This window comes from Microcoleus sp. N9_A1 (genome assembly GCF_036701795.1).
Classification (GTDB): Bacteria; Cyanobacteriota; Cyanobacteriia; order Cyanobacteriales; family Microcoleaceae; genus Microcoleus.
Window position 1 is genome coordinate 43310 of record NZ_JAUBRI010000001.1, and the last position, 18374, is coordinate 61683.

General features: G+C 44.6%; 10 protein-coding genes. 5 read left to right on the forward strand and 5 right to left on the reverse strand.

Features of this window, described 5'->3' with window-relative positions; genetic code table 11:
- Positions 1–105: 105 nt before the first annotated feature.
- The 3 genes from QUA58_RS00190 (at position 106) to QUA58_RS00200 (ending at position 5504) form a co-directional block, all read left to right on the forward strand.
- Complete coding sequence (locus QUA58_RS00190; RefSeq protein ID WP_333253267.1) at positions 106–1284, forward strand: transposase; 1179 nt, start codon at positions 106–108, stop codon at positions 1282–1284.
- An 86-nt stretch (positions 1285–1370) separates the two neighbouring features.
- On the forward strand, positions 1371–2849 hold the full coding sequence (locus QUA58_RS00195; RefSeq protein ID WP_333253265.1) for a leucyl aminopeptidase: 1479 nt from the start codon (positions 1371–1373) through the stop codon (positions 2847–2849).
- 411 nt (positions 2850–3260) lie between these two features.
- Positions 3261–5504: a PAS domain S-box protein gene (locus QUA58_RS00200; protein ID WP_333253263.1), complete on the forward strand. Its 2244-nt coding sequence runs from the start codon at positions 3261–3263 to the stop codon at positions 5502–5504.
- A gap of 278 nt (positions 5505–5782) precedes the next feature.
- Here the strand turns inward: QUA58_RS00200 and QUA58_RS00205 are convergent, their stop codons facing one another.
- The 3 genes from QUA58_RS00205 to QUA58_RS00215 form a co-directional block, all read right to left on the reverse strand.
- On the reverse strand, positions 5783–11158 hold the full coding sequence (locus tag QUA58_RS00205) for an AAA family ATPase (RefSeq protein WP_333392591.1): 5376 nt from the start codon (positions 11156–11158) through the stop codon (positions 5783–5785).
- Positions 11159–11777: 619 nt separating this feature from the next.
- A complete protein-coding gene (locus tag QUA58_RS00210) occupies positions 11778–12617 on the reverse strand; it encodes a M56 family metallopeptidase (protein ID WP_333253259.1) in 840 nt (279 codons plus the stop codon).
- Positions 12617–13039 carry a BlaI/MecI/CopY family transcriptional regulator gene (locus QUA58_RS00215; RefSeq protein ID WP_333090177.1) on the reverse strand — a complete coding sequence of 141 codons (423 nt, stop codon included), beginning with the start codon at positions 13037–13039 and terminating at the stop codon, positions 12617–12619. Before QUA58_RS00215 ends, QUA58_RS00210 begins: the two co-directional genes overlap by 1 nt.
- A 211-nt stretch (positions 13040–13250) precedes the next feature.
- Here QUA58_RS00215 and QUA58_RS00220 point away from each other — a divergent pair, with 211 nt between their 5' ends.
- Both QUA58_RS00220 and QUA58_RS00225 read left to right on the forward strand, forming a co-directional pair.
- Complete coding sequence (locus QUA58_RS00220) at positions 13251–14201, forward strand: MbnP family copper-binding protein (protein WP_333253257.1); 951 nt, start codon at positions 13251–13253, stop codon at positions 14199–14201.
- A gap of 202 nt (positions 14202–14403) precedes the next feature.
- Positions 14404–15600 (forward strand): MbnH family di-heme enzyme, encoded by a 1197-nt coding sequence (locus QUA58_RS00225; RefSeq protein WP_333253255.1) that lies wholly within the window; start codon positions 14404–14406, stop codon positions 15598–15600.
- 38 nt (positions 15601–15638) lie between these two features.
- Here QUA58_RS00225 and cydB read toward each other — a convergent pair whose 3' ends face one another.
- Positions 15639–16649, reverse strand: a complete 1011-nt coding sequence (gene cydB, locus QUA58_RS00230) for a cytochrome d ubiquinol oxidase subunit II (protein ID WP_333090185.1) — start codon at positions 16647–16649, stop codon at positions 15639–15641.
- An 8-nt stretch (positions 16650–16657) separates the two neighbouring features.
- Positions 16658–18100 (reverse strand): cytochrome ubiquinol oxidase subunit I, encoded by a 1443-nt coding sequence (locus QUA58_RS00235; protein WP_333392592.1) that lies wholly within the window; start codon positions 18098–18100, stop codon positions 16658–16660.
- Positions 18101–18374: the final 274 nt, after the last annotated feature.

Below are 18374 nucleotides of genomic sequence, written 5' to 3' on the forward strand. Positions count from 1 at the left end.
AACAGGCTGTCTTCCCGCAGTATGGGTCGGATCTTTAACCATTCTTCATATCCTACGACTATTTGCAGGATACAATTAACAGGTCAAGTTAAGGTCGTTCTTAATATGGCTCAACTAACACTAACGTTAAAGCTTCCGTTTCACAGGTTGAATGCCTGCAAAGCACTTGAATTTGAGCGGCTCACCGCCGTCAATACGGCTGTTGCAAATGATTTGCTGGCAGTTGACAACAAGGATCGTAAAAAGCTGACGAGTGCCGCGTTTAGACATATTGAGATTGGATCGATGTGGATCAATCAAACCATTCGGAACACCCATGCAAAAACTAAGGTGAAGCACTTTAAGCAAATGTGGCTTGAAGTGAACAACCAAGGTTATGAGGTTGTCAAGTCTGGCAATTTATTCACTGTCTCTTTCAGTCTCTATCGAGGGCGGAAAGGAAGAATTCCTCTTGATGTTCATGCCGCCTCGCATACCGAAGTTTTGGATAAAGCGATCGAAGGTTCTGCCAAATTAGGCAGTCTGAAGCTATGCAAGTCCAAAAAAGGTGTTTGGTATGCACTCATTTCTGTATCGATGGAAGTTCCCGATGCAGGTGATGTTAAAGGTTGGATTGGAGTCGATCGAGGACAAAACAATATTGCAGTCGCAGCACTGCCCAACTCCTTCGGCAAGTTCTGGAATGGTCGCAAAGTTAAAGCCGCCCGACGACGGTTTCAGAAAACCCGTAAGGTTCTCCAAGAAGCGAAAAAGCTGAAAAAGGTTAAGCAGCTAGAATCGCGTGAGCGTCGCATCATGACGCAGATCAATCACGAGATTTCTAGGCAGTTGGTTCAGTTTGCTTCATACTTCGGAATGGGATTGCGGTTTGAGGATCTTTCTGAAATCAGAAGTACCTCAAAGCAACGCAAGAAAACCAAATCGGATGCAGCTCAGAACCGAGATGCTTGGGCGTTCTATCAGCTTGAAATCTTCACCCGCTATAAAGCGATTCGTGCAGGTGTTCCCGTTGAGTCGGTGCCGGCACCCTATACCAGTAAATCGGATCATCGAAATGGTGTTATCGGCAAACGAGTCAAGCACCAATTCAAAGGATTTGATGGGTATCGCTGTAACGCGGACTGGAACGCTTCGCAAAATATTGGGCAGTGGGTAGGATTTGCGTGTCCTTTGAATCTTCAGAAAGCGGTGTCTGCAATGGAAATCGTTGATTCAGAGGATGGGGTCAATGACAGTCCCTTAACTGGTGATGCGTCTTTGACGACGGCTTCAGCCTCGTCTTAGATAACCGCTAGAATCCCTCGCGCTTGGGCCGGGGGGGTGTCAAAAAGTACAATCTAAAGTCTAAAATCTCAACTCTAAATCAAAACATGGAATTTCTAGTCACCGATACGCCCCGCTCTGTTTGGACGGGAGACGCCCTGGCAATTGGTCTGTTTGAGGACGCCCTGGAACTCACCGGCGACTTGGCACAATTAGATGAAAAGCTTGCAGGCACATTGAAAGAGCTGTTACTGGAAGTAGATTTTAAGGGCAAAGCGGGCACGAGCGCGATCGCCCGTGTCGGCGGCAATAATCCCATTCGCAAAATTGCGATCGTCGGTTTGGGCAAAACAGAGGACTTAAAATTAGACACCGTGCGGCAAGCAGCAGGCGTTTGCGCCAAGTTAGCCAAAAAAGAGAAATGCAAAACCCTCGGAATTAGCTTTCCTGTATGGAAAAGCGCGCCGGATTCTACAGCAAGCGCGATCGCCGAAGGTGTAGAACTCTCCTTGAATCAAGACAACCGTTTCAAATCGGAACATGAAGACAAAAGCCCGCAAGTCGAACAAATTCATTTGCTCGGTTTTGCCGGTACCGAAAGTGCGATCGCCCGCGCCCGCCAAATCACTGCCGGAGTCATTTTAGCACGGGAATTAGTCGCAGCGCCGGCAAATTTTGTCACCCCGATTACCATGGCAGAAACTGCTCAAAGTCTGGCTGCCGAATGCGGTTTAGAATTAGAAATATTGGAGCGGGAAGACTGTGAAAAACTAGGGATGGGAGCCTTTCTCGGCGTAGCCCTAGCATCTGATTTACCACCGAAATTTATCCACTTAACTTACAAACCCGAAGGCACACCGCGCCGCAAAATAGCAATCGTGGGCAAAGGATTGACCTTTGATTCTGGCGGTTTGAACATCAAAGGTGCGGGCAGTGGCATTGAAATGATGAAAGTAGATATGGGCGGCGCTGCGGCTACTTTGGGAGCGGCAAAGGCGATCGGGCACATCAAACCCGATGTGGAAGTTCACTTTATCAGCGCCGTCACTGAAAACATGATTAGCGGCCGCGCCATGCGCCCTGGAGACATCCTTACAGCTTCCAACGGCAAAACAATTGAAGTCAACAATACTGACGCTGAAGGGCGTTTAACCCTGGCTGATGCTTTGGTATTTGCTGATAAATTGGGAGTTGACGCGATTGTCGATTTAGCAACTCTAACCGGGGCCTGCGTAATTGCTTTAGGCGACGACATCGCGGGTTTGTGGAGTCCTCAAGATAGCGTCGCCGCCGAAATAGTCGCAGCCTCAGAATTGGCCGGCGAAAAATTTTGGCGGATGCCGATGGAAGAAAAATATTTTGAGGGCTTGAAAGCATTGCACGCCGATATGAAAAATACTGGCCCACGTCCCGGCGGTTCGATTACGGCGGCGCTATTTTTGAAGCAGTTTGTCAAGGATACTGCTTGGGCGCATTTAGATATTGCCGGCACGGTTTGGAGTGACAAAGAAAATGGCTACAATGGCCCTGGGGCTACCGGTTTTGGAGTTCGGACTTTGGTGCATTGGGTGCTGGGCGGTGCTTAATTGTGGATTTCCAGCGGAAAAATTGAGATTTTCTCTGCCTTAAAAGTCTGCTAGTCCATCAGTGAGCCAGCGGTTAAAAACCCCTGGCTCACTGCTTAAGTAATCTAAAAGAAAATTTAATAGTGATCATTAACAATTTAAATGTTTCTGAATCAATAGGTAGGCTAACCTCTGTATTCCGTCACAGGGAGCAACGTAAGCGTTGCTAGCCGTGAGGCTCACCATTGCTCATACTTGGGAAAAGCTTCGTTCCCAGCACCCAACCTCGACAGTTTTGACATTTCCTGAAAAAATAGCTGTTTCATAAAAATGAAAAAAGTATATAATTATGTAAATATTTCACTAGCCGAAATCAAATAATTAGATTTGAGCGGATTTGCATTGGTACAGATAATTTTTTTCTTGAACTTTATGCAAGAACAATTAACAATTTTTTTTTCCACACTTGCTGTATCTTCTACACTCGCCTGCAACGTCGTGCCGGAGTTGCGATTGTACGCTGTTTTTGACTCGCTGACAGCACTGGCTTATTGCTCGATCGCCCTATCTTTAGTTTATTTTACCCGCCAAGGTTCTCACCGCAAGATTTTCCGGGTGTTTGCCCTTGTTTTTTTTGCCTGGGGCGCGGCTAAATTGACGGAAGTTTGGACGCTTTGGCATTCCATATATTGGCTGTCGGTAACTCTCAAAGCTGCAAGTGCTTTGATTTCTTGGCTTTTAGCCGCAACCGCCCTCGCCCTGATGCCCAAAGCACTTGCCGAGTCTGGTTTAAATCAAAAAGAAAAATTTCAACAACAGTCGTTAAAACAGGTAGAACAAAATCAGCACCAGCATGATATCGATAAAGGAGAATTGGCAAAACAAGCGCTCAATTTTTATCCTTCGGATACTATTGTCGATCGCACTTTAGCTCTCAATTCGCTTAACGAACAGTTAGAAAAAGAAATTGCCGATCGCCACCGAGTTGAGGAAAAGTTGCAACTGACTCAATTTGCGATCGACCGATCGGCAGATGCGATATTCTGGATCGGGCCCGACGGTAAATTTTTGTACGTCAACGACGCTGCTTGCACTTCATTGGGATATGCTGCTGCAGAATTGCTCTCAATGACCGTGCACGACATCAATCCAGATTTTCCCCAAACTGCTTGGAGTTTGCACTGGAAAGTCTTAAAACGCTGCGGTTCGGTTAATATTGAAGTTCACCACCTCACTAAGTACGGTCGCATTTTTCCGGTAGAAATTACGATCAACCATTTGGAATTTAACGGCAAAGAATATCAGTGCGCGTTTGCTCGTGACATTAGCGAACGCAAGCGGATTGAGGCAGCTTTGCGAGAAAGGGAAGAAGAATTTAGATCATTAGTTTCTAGCATTCCCGGTGCGGTTTACCGGTGCAGTGCTGCTGGGCGATCGAGGGTAACTTTTATCAGCAGCGGCATAGAAGCTATTTCCGGCTATCCCGCAGCTAATTTTATGGTTCAACCGGTGCAGGCTTTTCCTAGTATAGTTCATCCCGATGACGCCCAGCAGATCGAGACAATTATCGATCGGGCTATTAAGACAAAACAACCTTACATCATCGAATATCGCCTGATGCACTGCGACGGAAATGTGCGGTGGGTTGCAGAGAAAGGTCAAGCCCTTTTCAACGCAGACGGTGAAGTTTTATCCCTCAACGGCGCCATTTTTGATATGACAGAGCGCAAAGCAGCGGAGGATGCTTTGCGGCTCTCCGAGGCGATCGCCAACAACAGAGCCCAGCAGCTAGAAATCGCTCTCAAAGAACTTCGAGAAACTCAAGCTCACCTAATTCATACCGAAAAAATGTCAAGTCTCGGTCAAATGGTAGCTGGAGTAGCTCACGAAATTAATAACCCTGTCAGTTTTATCTACGGCAATATTTCCTACGCCAGCCAATATATCCGAGACTTGTTGCAGCTTGTGGAACTTTATCAAAAACACTATCCTCAGCCCGTGGTAGAAGTTCAAGAATGTATTGAAAATATCGATTTAGAATTTCTAAGAGAAGATTTACTAAAAATATTATCTTCGATGAAAATGGGAGCAGATCGCATTCGCGAAATAGTTCTGAGCTTACGAAATTTCTCGCGTTTAGACGACTCGGCAAAAAAACCTACTAACCTTCACGAAGGCATAGATAATACGCTCTTAATATTGCACAACAAACTGCGAGCCAGAGGCGACTATCCCGAAATTAAAATAATCAAAAACTATGGTAAAATCCCTTTGATTCAATGTTATGCAGGTCAGCTAAATCAGGTATTTATGAACCTGCTTAGCAACAGTATTGACGCCTTGGAAGATGCTTACAACCAAAAAAGGCGATCCTCTCCGATGGATTCGCTAACAGCAGCCGACGGCGACGATTGGAAACCAACTATTAGCATTCGCACAGAAGCCCTAAACGAAAATAGTATTTGCATCCGCATTGCCGATAATGCGATCGGCATGACAGAAGACGTGCGGAGCCGATTATTTGACCCGTTTTTCACAACCAAACCGATGGGAAAAGGCACTGGTTTGGGGTTAGCCATCAGTTACCGAATTGTCGCGGAAAAACACGCCGGAGCCTTGAGCTGCCGTTCCACCGTAGGAGAAGGTACGGAATTTGCGATCGAGATTCCTTTATGAATTAGTCCGAGGGAAGTATCAAAAATTTGGCAGAAGTCATCGCTCACTATAAATTATCAAGTGGGGTGTAAAAAACTTTCAATTTTTAAGAAAAATCCAAAAATTGGCTATAAATCAATACGGTTCACTTAACATATTTATGCCCCGGAGATCCCCCTAAATCCCCCGAAAGCAAGGGGGACGCAAGAGGGCATTCTTGTCCCCCCCTTTTGAAGGGGTGTGCCAGGGAGATCTGTCTTAAGTGAACCGTATTGGGCTATAAATTACCAAGGTAACAATCAACATGGAATTGAAATCGTAAATTCTGTACCTCGACCTAAAGTTGAGCTCACTTCTACCATACCAGAGTGTTTCTCAACTACAATCTGCCGTGCGATCGCCAAACCCAATCCCGTGCCTTTACCAACACCTTTAGTTGTAAATAAGTGGTCAAAAATATGACCTTTTATCTCATCTGATATCCCTAGCCCGTTGTCAGAAATGCGAATCGTCACCCACTCCTTAGACTTCATTTCGGTGCGAATCGTGATGCAATTGGCTGGGGCTTTAATCTTCTTTAAACTCCGTTCCAGATTTGATTCTTCCAGTGCATCAATGGCATTGGCCAATATATTCATAAACACCTGATTTAATTGTCCGGGGAAGCAATCCACTGAGGGCAAGTTCCCGTACTCTTTCACTACTTGAATAGCTGGACGCTGTTCGTTGGCTTTCAATCGGTGTTTGAGAATCAAGATCGTACTGTTAATTCCGTCATGAATATTGAAAGGAATTTTGTAGTCTTTGTCGGCTCTGGAAAAGGTACGAAGACTGGTGCTGATACCTTGGATGCGATCGCACCCGACTTGCATAGAATTCAACATTTTGGGTAAATCTTCTAAGAGATATTCAATGTCCATCTCTTCTGCTTTTTCTTCGATTTCGTCACCCGGACTGGAAAATTTTTCTTGGTAGAGTTGCAGGTATTCTGTAATATCTTTGACGGCGGCGATCGCTTCATGAATATTACCAGAAATAAATCCGACTGGATTATTAATTTCATGGGCTACCCCCGCTACTAAATTGCCCAAGGCGGACATTTTTTCGCTCTGTACTAATTGCAGTTGTGATTGTTCCACCTGGTAGGCATAGTCTTGGGCTTGCTGATACAATCGCGCATTTTCTAGGGAAATGGCAGCCTGAGTGCAGAGGAAGTTGAGGACGAGGAGACGATCGCGAGTAAACACTCCTTTTGTCGATCGATGTTCCAGATAAAGTATGCCAACTAAATTCCCGCGATCGAGAATCGGAGTACATAGCATACTCTGATAGTGATACTGGAGCGCACAGTCATTCATCAAACCGGGAATATCGGTTTTGCCGCCTTCAATAACCACAGTTTCCAGGGTGTGTTTGACATAATAAACCAGCTTGAGCGGAATCACTGCCGAGCCATCTAGAGGCTGGGTTTGCAGTAAGGTTGTGGGTGGCTGGTTATCTAGATTGATGTGAGTTATTGCCCGGATTTGCCATTCATCCTGATGGGGAAGTAGCAAAGCACAAGTTTCGGCCCCAGAAGTTTTCAAAATAATTTGATTGAGGGTGTCGAGTAATTCATCAAGCTGAATTTTACTGGATAAAGCTTGAGCGGCTTGCACAATCGAGGCGAAATCAAGGGCATCGGAAATACTGGTGCTGCTATTACTGGAAGTGTGCGAAGAGTGGCTAATCGTTGCCAGCGTCTCTAGAGGATTAAAGCGAAGTTTGGGCTGATTCAGGATAGGCTGAAGTAATTGGGGATAGCGTTGTTCTAGGTGTTCAACTTTGGCTTTAGCTCCCCAACGGGCATAACAGTAATACGCTTCCTGCATATAGCCTGCGGCAACTTTTTCTTTGCCCCAGTCCAAGTAGAACTTGGCGGCGAGTTCGTTGGCTAATGCTTCTTCGTTGAGGAATTGATTTTCTTTAGCTAGTTTGATGGCGCGATCGTACAAATCTATTGCCTCAGCTTTATTGCCCCAAACCCGTTGCCGCTCAGCCTCAACTAAATACCATTTATGCAAATGATTCATCGGAGCATTTTGCGCCCACTGTTGCAGAGTAGTTTGATGGGTTTCCACAAGGGCGAGAACTTCAGCTTGCTCGGTTTCGGGCTGTGTGGAGAAGAGCGCCAGGTGCGTCAGAGCTGCATAGAAATGGAAAACGGGAATATGAACCAATCCCGATAATGCCATTAAATACGGCTTGGCTTGGCAAATATGGTTTAAGGCAGCCGGATAATTGCCCCATGAGTAGGCAAGCAGCAGTTTATAAATGTAGACAAGAGCGATCGCACTGAGTTCATTATCCTGATAGTGCTTAGGAAGCATCACGGTTTCATCGTAGGCCGGGCCCATTAAGCAATCCGGTTGACTAACGGCTTCAGTCAAGTTCAGTACCGTCTGCTGCTTCATATCCAAATAAGCTAGAGGAGTATATTGTTTTGCCTGAGCCAAGGCAGTGCTATAACCTGCTATTTCCGGTTCCCAAGTGTCGAGTTCTACCCCACTGAAAAAGTTGGCGTAGAAATAATCCAATATACTGAAGCCAGCGCTAAGAAAATCCCCAGTTTCCATACCCGCCGTATATCCAGCTTTCAACACCGGTATCGTTGCCCTTACGGCTTCTTGGTGATGCTGAACAAAGCTTCCAAATAAATTGGCAATTACGGATTTAAATTCCTGTACATTGAACTGGTCAAATAATGAGATCGCCAATTTGCCAAAACCATAGCCTGTTTTTGCATCTCCGAAAAAGGCACACAGCACCATCCCATGAATTACATACCCTACCGTCGATGCGGATGTATTCCCAAACGAGAGCGATAAACTCACCATAGCGGAGCTAAGTAGGGGCAGCAAACCTGGTATTCCAATAAAAATAGGTGAAAACAACATTGCCATCACTTCCATTGCTGCCTTAGCCTTAGCATCGGTCATTACTGGCAAATTAGCTAGTTCTTCAATCCGTCTGTCTTGGAGTTGGGTACCCAAGCCTTGTAGTGCTTTACCGATCGAGGCTTCGTCAGGTTCAGTGGGGAGTTCAACTCCTAATTGTCTTAGCGCGTTTCTCCCCACTGCGATCGCTTCTAATATTTTGCCCTGAGCTGTCTGTGCAGTGATTGAAATTTGGTAAATTTTAACTTTGTCTAAAATCGACTGAGCTTTTTGCAACACCAGTCCTGCCATTTTTTCCATATTGTCAAAGTCAGCATTCAAATAAGCAGCTTCGGTAGCAGCAACATAGAGGTTTAGAGTCAATTCATACTGACTTTGCCAGCAGTTAGCTGTCAGTAACTCAATCCCTGTTTGTACATAGATTCTTGCGGCAGCATAAGCTGTAGAACTTCTGGCTTTCTGTGCCGCTTTAAAGTTTAGTTGAGCTAATGCTTCTCGTTCGCTATGTTGGGTAATTAACTCTTCTCCTTGGTTCAAATGCCTGACAATATTAAAGAGTTTTTCCTCTTGCTCTATTTCTGATAAATTTTGCTGGAGTAACTGTCCGATTTTGAGATGAGTTGCTTTTTTATCTGAATCGGGAATGAGTGAATAGGCGGCTTGTTGGACGCGATCGTGCAAGAAACGATAGGCAACGGTTTGAGAAGTTGCTTCAGAAATCGCCTGTTCTGCGCCTACATAAAATTTATAAACTTCACTTTGGGGAATAATCAGCTCTTCCTGTAAAGCTTTCCACAATGCCGTTGCGGTTTCAGTCTCAGAACTCTCTGAAACAATTGCCAATGTTGCCAGATCGAACTGGTTGCCAATGCAAGCGGCTAATTTTAAAACATCCTGAGTTTCTCTGGGCAACTTCTGCAACTGCTGCGCCATAAATTCCACTACATTATCGGTCAGTGCTGCCTCTCGAACTTTGCTAATATCGCACTGCCAATGTCCCGCTTTGATATCAAAACTAATCAATTCATCCTGATGCAAGGCTTTCAGAAACTGCGTCGAAAAAAATGGGTTGCCTTGAGTTTTTTGATATACCAATTCGGTCAGCGGTTGTGCCAAGTTAGGAGAACAAACTAGCGTATCCGCTACCAATTGATTCAAACTGATTTTGTCGAGCGGTGCTAATGTAATGGTGTTGAGCGCTGTTCCTGCCTTACTAACTTCATCTAGGGTCAACATCAGGGGATGGGTTGGTGAGACTTCATTATCCCGATAGGCTCCCAGCAGCAACAGATAACCTAATTGCGACTCATTAACAAGCAATTGCATTAACTTCAGCGATGCCGAATCCGCCCATTGTAAGTCATCCAAAAACATCACCAAGGGATGCTCTTTTGTCGTAAAGACAGAAATGAATTTGTGGAAGAGCAAATTAAAGAGATTTTGAGCCGCAATCCCCGATAATTCTGGGGCGGGAGGTTGTTGTCCAATAATCCGTTCTAGTTCGGGAATAACTTCAATAATGACTTGTCCGTTGTCACTGAGTGCTTCGAGAATTTTGGTTTTCCATTCTTGGATTTTGGCATCACTTTCACTGAGTAACTGTGCCATAAAATCCCGGAATGCCTGGACAAATGCCGAGAATGGAATGTTGCGGTTGAACTGGTCGAATTTGCCTTTGATGAAATAGCCCCGTTGCCGGACAATGGGTTTATGCACCTCGTTGACGACTGCCGTTTTACCAATCCCGGAGAACCCAGCGACCAGCATTAATTCTGATGTGCCCTTCGCCACGCGATCGAAAGCACTCAACAGGGTTTGGACTTCAGTTTCTCGACCATAAAGCTTTTCAGGAATCAGGAAGCGATCGCATACATCCCGCGTTCCTAACTCAAAAGTCTCAATGTTCCCAGTTGCTTGCCACTGCTGCAAACATCGTTCTAAGTCATTCTTCAAGCCCAAGGCACTTTGATAGCGCTTTTCGGCATTTTTTGCCATCAACTTCATCACCATATCCGACACTACCTGTGGGATTTCTTGGCTGTTAATTGAAGGAGGTTTTTTGGCAATATGGCAGTGAAGCAACTCCATCGGATCGTCACATTCAAATGGCAGTTTTCCTGTTAGCAGTTCGTAAAATGTGGCTCCTAGAGAATAAAAGTCGGTGCGGTAGTCAATACCTCGGTTCATTCGTCCGGTTTGTTCGGGAGAAATATAGGCGAGGGTTCCTTCTAAAACGTTGGGATTTTGAATTTCTTGAGTTTCTCTCGGCAGTAGGGAGGCGATGCTAAAGTCTATGAGTTTAATTTGTTTAGTGTCGGGATGTATGAGGACGTTAGCTGGCTTGATATCTTTATGAATAACTCGGTTTCGGTACAGTCCGTCAAGAATGTCAGTTATTTGAATGGCAATTTCCAATATTTCTGCTAGAGTCAGCTTACGTTCTTGGGCGTAGTCTCGCAGAGAAATGCCGCCAAAATCCTCCATTACTAGGGCATAGCTGTGGCGATAGGACTCCAAATTGTAGGGTTCAACGACTCCAGGCAGACGTAGATTTTTGGCGATGGTGTACTGGTTGCGGAATTGCAGCAGTTCGCTGAAGCTGGGATAGTTTCGATTTAATAGTTTAATGACAACCGGAAGCCGATCTGTTTCTCGGATGGCTCGATAAACTAGGGTTCTCGAACCGTAGTATAATTGCTCAACCAGATGATATCCAGAAATTCGGTTCGTCAAATCCACTGCTGCACTCCTCTGGATTATTCCATCTTAGACATTGACTCTTGTAACTAAGTATACACTTTTATTGGTCGAGTCTGAGGAAAATAGAACTGCGAAATCCCCAGGCGACAGACTCTACCGCTTTTATGATTTTTTACTTTTGAAGAGAAAGATGGCGATCTATCAAGATAGTCTGAGGGAGCATCTCAATAAAACCAGCTAAGCTAGAAATTGGAGTTTTGAGGCAGGAGACAGTAGACAGGAGGAAAGAGCAAGAAAGAAGGAGTCAAAAGAAGTCTTTTTATAAATATGAGATGCTCCCGGATAGCAGGAGACAGGAGACAGGAGACAGGAGACAGGAGGAAAGAGGAAGAAGGAAGGAGTCAAAAGAAGTGTTTTTATAAATATGAGATGCTCCCAGACAAATCCCCCCTAGTCTCCCGAATCAAGGTGCGGACAAGAAGTTGCTCTTTCATCCCCCGACAATCATGCAGATGCGAGGGATCTCTCCGGGAATTAACAGCTTAACAATCGCTTATTGAGTTATGACGGGGACGGTTTCAAGCAGCAAGTCAAACTTTCGTCAGCCGAAGATTGACTGGTCGATCGAGGGGTATCCAAAACCCAGGTTTGGTATCAATCAACTGTGAAACGGCACCGTCAACAAAGGCAAAAGTGTTAAAATTAGCCAAGCAAAAAACCACTTATTCACCTTTAAAACTAATTCAGGCTCTGCCAACAGCGCCTCTATTCTCTCTCCCAATCTATTTTGCGAACCGACAGCACCAACTACGCAATCTACATCAAAATTTCGGTGCGGATAACTCGCCACTAACAGCAAAGCTTCTGCTAACAATAAACCATCCACTCCCGCCGCCGCCTTGGCATCAGCCCGCAATTCCCGCAGCGTTAATAACTCTTCCCACAAAGCTTGTGTATTCGGCAGCCACACAGTAATTTTTCGCAGCCATCCCAACCAAAAAAACCAGAACGTATCGCGATAATAGTAGTGCGCTTGTTCGTGAGCAATTACTGCTTGCAGGTGAGCTGAGTCGAGGGTTTTTAACAATCCCGTACTGACTACAAATTCGGTTTTCCAAAAACCAATTATAGCAGAAAAAAAAGCTGGCGTGTTGATAATTTTGACATTAATTCCGGCTATTTTTTTCTGAGGAAAAGTGCGAATTTGCTTTAAAAATAGATAGCCATCTGTCGCTAACTTGACCCACAAAATTGTAGCTACGTTCAAAAAAGTTACAGCTAGCAAATAGCTAAACCATCCGTCCCACAATCTTACCATTTGTCCCTGAGTTCCCATAAAAATCACTGCGATAGCTGTCGCAAACAACAGCAGCGGAGGAAACAAGAAAAATAAGAGCGATCGCTGCCAGCGACGGGCCCAATTTCCTTGAGGAACAGACCATCTAATTCTCAAAAAACAAGCTGCAATCAACGCGGTAACAATCAGGATTAAGTGCATTATTTTTGCTCCTCCCGGGCTTGGCGGACAGCTTGAATGCGAAGGGAAATTTCTTGTAATTGTTCGACTGTTGCTTGGTCGAGGCTGTCAGCAAATGCTGCTACAATATCGGGATTGCCAACTGCTAAAAACTTTTGTAGGCGATCGTAAGCAAAAAGCGATCGGGCTTCTTCGCAAGAAACTAAAGGTTGCCAAGCGAATGTCCGTTCTGTTTTGTCGCAGGCCAGCCAACCCTTCTCGGTCAAGCGGCGCAGCACTGTTGTTACTGAAGCGTAGGCCAATTCGCGATCCGGATCGGCTAAAATGCGATCGTGCACGTCTTTGACTGTAGCAATTTCTAGCTCCCAAACTATATTTAAAATCTCAGCCTCCAAAGGGCCGAGAGAAAGTTGCTTGGGGCGATAATTCGGCAGAGGATTCATGTAATTTTAGATTTGAGGTTTGAGATTTTAGGGATAATGTAATTAATTATCGATCGACAATACATCATTAAGGCTTTTTATCGACTGTTTCTTTAGAAAGGCTTAATCACTTTGCTATTTATAAGTTTGACAAGCCGTCATTTGACAGTTGCAGCAAAAAGTGTAAAAATCAGGCCGGAATTACCTGAGTTAGTATTTTAAGTATCCCTAAATGAAAAAACAACTAATCTTGGCCTCAACCTTGGCAGGCGCAGCTATTTTGGGTAGCTTTTTGGCGATTGACAGGCATCAAGCCACAGCCGCAGAAACTCAAGAAATCGAAATTAAATTTAGCGCAACGGTAGGCGAAAAATCCTTTAAATGTGGCGAAAGCTACAGCAATTTAGGCACTTCGGCTGCTACCGTTACACCTACAGATTTCCGCTTTTATGTATCCGAAGTTGCTTTAATTGACGGTAGTGGCAAAGCTGTACCGCTGACTCTCAAACAAGACGGCAAATGGCAGCATCAAAATGTGGCTTTGCTAGACTTTGAAAATAAATCCGGTGATTGCGCTAACGGAACAGTCGAAATTCGCGATCGAGTAATCGGCACAATACCCAAAGGCAACTACAAAGGCCTGGAATTCACCCTCGGCGTACCTTTTACCCTCAATCACGAAGACGCAAGTCTAGCACCTTCTCCCCTCAATTTAACATCCCTGTGGTGGAACTGGCGCGGCGGCTACAAATTTCTGAGGATTGACATGAAAAATCACATGGCTGACAAAAACCCCGACGGTAAATCAGGCACAGAAAGCAGCCAAATTGCTCACAACGCAGGCAATCACGGCAGCAGTCACAGTGGCGGATTGCACGGTTTTATGATTCATTTAGGTAGCACGGGATGCCAAGCTGAAGGCAACAATCAAAAGCCGACTAGCTGTACGAATCCTAACAAATCAAAAATAATTTTCAGCAACTTCGATTTAAATAAAAATACAGTCATTGCTGACTTGAACTCCCTAGTTTCTCAAACTAATTTAACAGCAAATCAAGCCAATACTCCGCCCGGATGTATGTCGGAACCGAAGGACAGCGACTGCGCCGGAATTATGAAAAACTTAAGTTTGCCATTTGGAGATCAACCTGCTGCGGGACAAACTTTCTTTCAAGTTAAGTAATAAGCTGTCGCGCATTGAAATTGCATATTCAGGGCGGGCAGGATGCCCACCCCCTACTCCCCACAAGAGTTTTATTGTTTTTTGACATTGCTCGTTACCAGGCTCTGCCTGGTAATGCAGATAGGCGAGGCTCTGCCTCTGTTTATGGCACACCTCAATCTCTATGTAATTGTCAAACCGCCGACTACCTACAAAACATCAAATGAAGTGGAAAAAATTATCAAATCTGACTATTATCTGCATTTTATCATGCTTCCTAGCAATGAGTTTGAGTGCAGTATTATCCTCCACAAATTCCAGTTTAGCCGCTGCACCGCCTCCAACTTACAATTGGAACATTCCCGCTGGAATACCAAAACCAATTGTACCAGCCGACAACCCAATCAGCCAAGAAAAAGTCGAATTAGGCAGGCATCTTTTCTATGAAAAACGCCTGTCAATCACAGGAGAATTTTCCTGCGCTTCCTGTCACATTCAAGCCAAAGCTTTTACCGACGGAAAAACGCTAGGAGTCGGCGCAACCGGAGAAAAACACCCGCGCAATGCTATGAGTTTAGCTAACATTGGCTACAATTCCGTGCTGACTTGGGCAAACCCGCTACAAAATAAACTCGAATCTCAGCTATTAGTACCTTTGTTTGGCGAACATCCCGTAGAAATGGGAATGGTTGGTAAAGAAGAGGAACTTTTGCTAATATTGCGATCGGATTCGCAATACCAAAAAATGTTTGCAGCAGCTTTTACTCAACAACCCAATCCTATTAATCTTAGCAACTTAGCAAAGGCGATCGCCTCTTTTGAACGCACTTTAATTTCCCTGACTTCTCCCTACGACAGATACCGCTACAACGGCGACTCCGGTGCGATTTCAGCTTCAGCCAAGCGGGGCGAAGAATTATTTAACAGCGAACGTTTAGAATGCTTTCACTGCCACGGCGGACTAAACTTCTCAGATTCTATTATGCACGATCGTCTAGCTTTCAAAGAAATAGCTTTTCACAATACAGGATTGTACAATCTTGACGGGAAAGGCGCTTATCCGCCCAACAATACTGGAGTATACGAAATCACCAGCGAACCCTCTGACATGGGCAAATTCAAAGCACCAACCCTGCGAAATATTGCTTTGACAGCACCTTATATGCACGACGGAAGTATCAAAACCTTGCCAGAAGTTATCGGCCACTACAAAGCGGGCGGCAGAACTATTAAAAAAGGAGAATTGGCGGGAATCGGCAGCGAAAATCCGCTCAAAAGTAACTTTGTTTCTGGCTTCAAACTCAACGTGCAAGAACAGCGCGATTTGTTGGCTTTTTTGCACAGCTTAACCGATGAAAAATTTATCACAAATTCTGCTTTTAGCGACCCATTCGTTCGTAGTGAAGACTTTAGTCCTTAAATTTTTAGGAGGATTTTAGCCCTCACTACGAACCTATTTTATTCGCCGTAGCCGCCAGTAACCTTACCCCGAAATACAATGTAATTGTAGATGTTGTAAAAAATCATGATCGGGATCAAAAAGCCAATGAACACAATCATAAACACCAGGGCGCTGGGGGAAGCTGCGGCTTGGTAAATCGTAATTTTGGTCGGAATAATGTATGGAAAAACAATCAATCCCAAGCCAATAAAACTTAGCAGAAAAATTAATATTGTCCACACAAACGGCGTTTTTTCTTCTTTTTTTGCTAGGCTTTTTAGCAGCATTCCTACCAGTAGCAATCCCACCAAAGGAATCGCCACAAATACATAAACTAGCGGTTTCTCGAACAACCTGGATCTAGCACTTTCGTAAAAAATCGGAGTGGCAATTGTAATTAAAACTGCTCCGATTAAAGTCGTCACCGCCGCAATTTTAGCAGTGCGATAGTGATTTGTTTGCAGTTCTCCGTCAGTCTTCATAATTAGATAGGTGGAACCGATCAAAACATAGCCTTGAACCAGCGTCAAAGCTACCAAGATCGATCGCCAATCCAGCCAATCCCAAGTTGTCCCCACAAAATGCCCAGCCTCATCCACCGCAATGCCTTCAAGCACCGCACCGAGGGCAAATCCTTGAGCTAAAGCAGCCAAAAAACTGCCGACCCCAAAAGCATAATTCCAAAATTTTTTCCGGTTAGAATGCTCCCGAAATTCAAAGGCGACAGCCCGAAATATCAAACCAAAAAGCATCATGCAAATCGGTATGTACAAAGCAGTTAAAATCGTGCCGTAAGCGAGGGGAAACGCCCCAAACAAAGCGCCTCCCATTAAAACCAGCCAAGTTTCGTTAGCATCCCAAACGTTGCCCAGACTGGTCATTAAAATGCCCCTGCGTTCCTCATCGTCAGCAGTCAAAGACAAGATTCCAACTCCCAAATCAAAACCGTCTAGCATGATGTAAAGGAGTAGAAATAGAGCCAAGACTACAAACCAAACTTGCGGGAGAAAATGCTCCAAAGCTTGCATAAAATCTCCTATTGTTGTGCTTCTGCTGGACGTTGATTGGGAATATGTTCTGCGGGTTGAGTTTCGATGGCGGGTTCATTCTCTAATCCCGGTACGGGCAGAGTTAAATTCGGCCCTTTGCGGATAATTCTGCTGCCAAAATACAAGGCACAAACAAACAAAAAGCTGTAAATAACTGCAAAGAAACTGAGAGAAGTTAAAACATTGCTAGCGGGGATGTTTGACACCGCGTCAGCCGTGCGAATTTGCCCGTATAAAACCCACGGTTGTCTGCCGACACAGCGCACTATCCAACCCGATTCTACAGCAATATATCCCAGCGGTGCAGCTAATACCCAAGCCCGCAGCAGCCAAGCTTGACTGCTGATATTTTCAGCAGCAAGTTTGCCTCGCATCCACTGAATTATACTGAATAACATCAATCCTAGAAAAAAGAATCCAATCCCGGACATGATGCGGAAAGAATAGTAGATTAAACCCACCATTCTTGGTCTATCTTCGGGCTTCCATTCTTTTAAGCCGAGAACTGGTTCGGATAGTTTTTGCTTGAATTCCAGAACGTATCCTAAGCCATTGGGAATCTTAATTTCCCAGTCATTTTTTTGAGCTTTTTCATTAGGTAAAGCTAGCAAAGTCCAATCGGCTGACTCTCCGGCTGGGGAGGTTTCCCACTTAGCTTCGATTGCTGCTAATTTAGTGGGTTGATAGTGATAAACTTGTTCGGCGCTCAAATGTCCGATGAATATCTGCAAAGGTGCGACGGCGATTGCTGTTGCTATGGCAATTTTTAATGATTTGGAAAAAAAGGCTTGGTTGCGCTTGTTAAGAATGTACCAAGCGCTAATGCCGCCAATTACAAACAGTGAAGTTTCTAACGTCGCAAAAAACATATGCAAAATGCTGTTTAATGCGAAGGGGTTCATAATTGCTTGAAAGTAATCGCTGACAATAAATTTGCCATTGACCATTTCTCCGCCCGCTGGAGTTTGCAGCCAAGAGTTGGCGACTAAAATCCAGACTGTGGAAAGGTTTGCGCCGAAGGCTACCATGATTGTAGCGAAATAATGGACGATCGGGTGAACGCGCTCCCAACCAAATAGCATAATTCCTAAAAAGCCTGCTTCTAGCATAAATGCCATTGAAGCTTCAAAGCCTAAAATGCTGCCAAAAAAGTCACCAACAGCTTCCGAAAATGGTGCCCAGTTCGTGCCAAATTGAAATTCCATCGGAATTCCTGAAGCTACACCAATCCCGAAGTTGAGGACGTAGAGTTTCGACCAAAAACGAGCGTGGTGGTAGTAGTCAGGATTGCGAGTTTTTAGCCACATTCCTTCAACAATTACTAGATAAATCCCCATTCCGGTAGTCAGAACTGGCCACAGCATATGGAATATTGCCGTTAGCGCAAATTGCATCCGCGATAGCGCGACGGTGTTTGATAAGATATCCATTGTTATATCCTTTAGTCAGTTCAAGAGAGGTTAGTTTGAACATTTTCCAGAATTGACACTGGTTATAATGTAATGTAAAAATTTGTGAGATTTTGTAGGGTTGGCAATTTTTAAGGTTTTATACAGATTTGATCGGAATTATTTAACCGCAGAGAACGCAGAGAACGCAGAGAAAGAGAAGAGAGAGACGAATAATTCTGATGAAGAGTGTATATGATATTACCGAACGTTGGGTGGGGCCGGGTTTATGAGGTTGTGGGTTTTAGGCATTTAT

What these genes read in the sequence shown, in the direction of transcription:
- QUA58_RS00220 (WP_333253257.1), top strand. Translation starts at nt 13,251, where the DNA reads ATGAAAAAACAACTAATCTTGGCCTCAACCTTGGCAGGCGCAGCTATT.
- QUA58_RS00225 (WP_333253255.1), top strand. Translation starts at nt 14,404, where the DNA reads ATGAAGTGGAAAAAATTATCAAATCTGACTATTATCTGCATTTTATCA.
- QUA58_RS00215 (WP_333090177.1), bottom strand. Translation starts at nt 13,039, where the DNA reads ATGAATCCTCTGCCGAATTATCGCCCCAAGCAACTTTCTCTCGGCCCT.
- QUA58_RS00190 (WP_333253267.1), top strand. Translation starts at nt 106, where the DNA reads ATGGCTCAACTAACACTAACGTTAAAGCTTCCGTTTCACAGGTTGAAT.
- QUA58_RS00235 (WP_333392592.1), bottom strand. Translation starts at nt 18,100, where the DNA reads ATGGATATCTTATCAAACACCGTCGCGCTATCGCGGATGCAATTTGCG.
- QUA58_RS00210 (WP_333253259.1), bottom strand. Translation starts at nt 12,617, where the DNA reads ATGCACTTAATCCTGATTGTTACCGCGTTGATTGCAGCTTGTTTTTTG.
- QUA58_RS00195 (WP_333253265.1), top strand. Translation starts at nt 1,371, where the DNA reads ATGGAATTTCTAGTCACCGATACGCCCCGCTCTGTTTGGACGGGAGAC.
- QUA58_RS00200 (WP_333253263.1), top strand. Translation starts at nt 3,261, where the DNA reads ATGCAAGAACAATTAACAATTTTTTTTTCCACACTTGCTGTATCTTCT.
- cydB (WP_333090185.1), bottom strand. Translation starts at nt 16,649, where the DNA reads ATGCAAGCTTTGGAGCATTTTCTCCCGCAAGTTTGGTTTGTAGTCTTG.